We start from the raw sequence: 2,037 nt of genomic DNA, 5'->3' as shown, positions 1-2,037 counted from the left end.
TCACTCCATACCCAGCTTAATGCTATTTACTCTCATTAAGCCTCTTAACTTTTAAGTTACCTTTAGTTATTATGTACTACTTTAATGGCTTTTTTGATCTGTGACAGTTGAGGGTGCGGAATGTGGGTTATAAACTAATCAAAAGCTAATTCTAATCTGGCAACTATACTTTTAACAGTTTCTATACATTCCTCAAAAGTAGGGCATTCATCTTCTGTAGCGTAGGACATCCCCTTTACAAATCTTGTGTATTCCTCATGGTAAATAGGATCTGATTCTAACTGCTCACACATCTTTGGTAATAATTCGACTTTAGGTATAGATAAAGATTGAATTTGCCCTCTGTTGCTATTAACATCTTCTTGCATAAATTTAGAAACCAAACTTGAAAAGTTTTGGTCATCTTTAATCATGAGATTTAATGCTGTTAAATCATATAAATGGCGAATGATAGATGGATCATCGTGTTCATTTTCTCGATTTCTAGTCAAAATTCGCCAAGTTAAAGCACTTAATTTTTCTGCGGCTGTTTCTACAGGTGAACAACAAGCAATTGATGGAACTTCTGGTGGTAATCCCATTGCTTGAGATATAAAAGATGTTAAAGATTTTTCTTCAAAAGGTAAGACGAGCGAGGTAAATTTGATATCTAATTTTATATAAGGACGAAGCGCAATATCTTGTTTAAAATTTTGTTGGTAAGTAATACTGCAAGTAACTTGACTATTTTTATCACGAGCTTTTATCTCGTTCTCATTCAATGCCCAATCTGAACTACTGTTACGAATTACATCTAAAATTTCGTTTTTATATTTGCTGCGTTCGTTCCGAGTGGGTTCTAAAATCGGTAAAATGACCTTGAAATCAAGGTCTTCTGAAAAACGTTGAATTAAACCAAATCCTTTAGATAAGCTAGTCCCACCCGCAAAAACTAATTTCATACCAAGCTTATCAACGGTAATCAAGGCAGCTATTATTCTCATAGCATACCAATCCTTTTCAACAAAGGAAGGATCAACACCTAGATCACTGGCAATAACTTCTAATAAGATTGGATCAATAGACGCACTCACAGGATATGGATTAACCAACGTATTCAAAGGTTACAAATTTACCATCGTAACCAAATTTAGGGGGAATTGGAATAGGTTTTTTAACCCCAATAACCCGTCCGGTGGGGACTTGGGTTGTCCGTCCTTCGTTGTAAGCTTTGTCATAGCTTGACGGTACAACTTCTATGTTCAAATATTCCAAAAACTCAGTTGCCAATTCACGTAATGCTTTACAAGGCACTACGCGCTTTGATAGAGGAGAGATAACTGCTTTAGCATAGCAATTCTCACTCATTTTGATTATTTTACCTTCTGTTTCTAGCTGATCAAAAACAGTCCTAACTTGGCTGTCAGCCGCAATATCTTTAAAATCCGTAAGCATAAAGACATTACGGGGGCTATCGCCGATTTTTCGAGCTATTCCGTCTTTTACTGAGTTAAGGGTTTTCATCTTTTTAGTCTCTTATTACGGAGATCAAATTCATTCGCAAAACCCTGTTATGGGTTTGATTGGGTTTGAGTAGGTTTTATTTTATACCTCTCAATTATTTGAGATATGCTGGATATAAAATAGTAATGATATTATTTTATATCTTTTCAGAATAATAACTGAACTTTAGACTAAAAACACAAAATGACTCAGGGAAGCTGAGTTGAAAAAAAGCAAAGTAAAAAATTCAAAAAATGAGAAATCAAGCAGTTTTTGGCTGGGCTTTACGTGAAGGTGAAGTACGCTTTTTAACAATAGGATAGCGAATTCTACGTTGTCTGTTCTGTCCGGTCTTCCAGCCGGGAGATTTACCCCGTGGTTTTGGCGGTTGGGCAGGAGTGGAAACCCTGACTAAAATCCCAGGCATAGCTTGTGCAACCCTTCCAGGGGTAAGTTTAGTGATTTGTTTCTGCCACGGGAGAGGATGATCATTGACGATATCACGAGCCAGCTATAACTCCCAAGTGATGAGCGGCATTAAGTCACTCCATCGGT

The 2,037-nt window shown here is 36.8% G+C and carries 3 protein-coding genes; all 3 read right to left on the bottom strand.

Translation table 11 applies throughout. The features are described 5' to 3' along the window. Positions 1–134 precede the first annotated feature (134 nt). The 3 genes from H6F45_RS26105 to H6F45_RS26820 all read right to left on the bottom strand — a co-directional run bounded on the left by H6F45_RS26105 (position 135) and on the right by H6F45_RS26820 (position 1,909). On the bottom strand, positions 135–1,091 hold the full coding sequence (locus H6F45_RS26105; protein WP_199301920.1) for a nucleotidyl transferase AbiEii/AbiGii toxin family protein: 957 nt from the start codon (positions 1,089–1,091) through the stop codon (positions 135–137). Then, the gene (locus H6F45_RS26100) at positions 1,084–1,503 is read right to left on the bottom strand and encodes a hypothetical protein (protein ID WP_096569119.1); all 420 of its coding nucleotides are present in this window, start codon (positions 1,501–1,503) and stop codon (positions 1,084–1,086) included. Before H6F45_RS26100 ends, H6F45_RS26105 begins: the two co-directional genes overlap by 8 nt. A 241-nt stretch (positions 1,504–1,744) precedes the next feature. Continuing rightward, a complete protein-coding gene (locus H6F45_RS26820; protein ID WP_190347157.1) occupies positions 1,745–1,909 on the bottom strand; it encodes a hypothetical protein in 165 nt (54 codons plus the stop codon). Positions 1,910–2,037: the final 128 nt, after the last annotated feature.

This window comes from Sphaerospermopsis sp. FACHB-1194, assembly GCF_014696235.1.
GTDB classification, from domain to species: Bacteria; Cyanobacteriota; Cyanobacteriia; order Cyanobacteriales; family Nostocaceae; genus Sphaerospermopsis; species Sphaerospermopsis kisseleviana.
The sequence above is the reverse complement of the archived record's forward strand: the minus strand, read 5'-3'. Positions and strand labels throughout refer to the sequence as shown.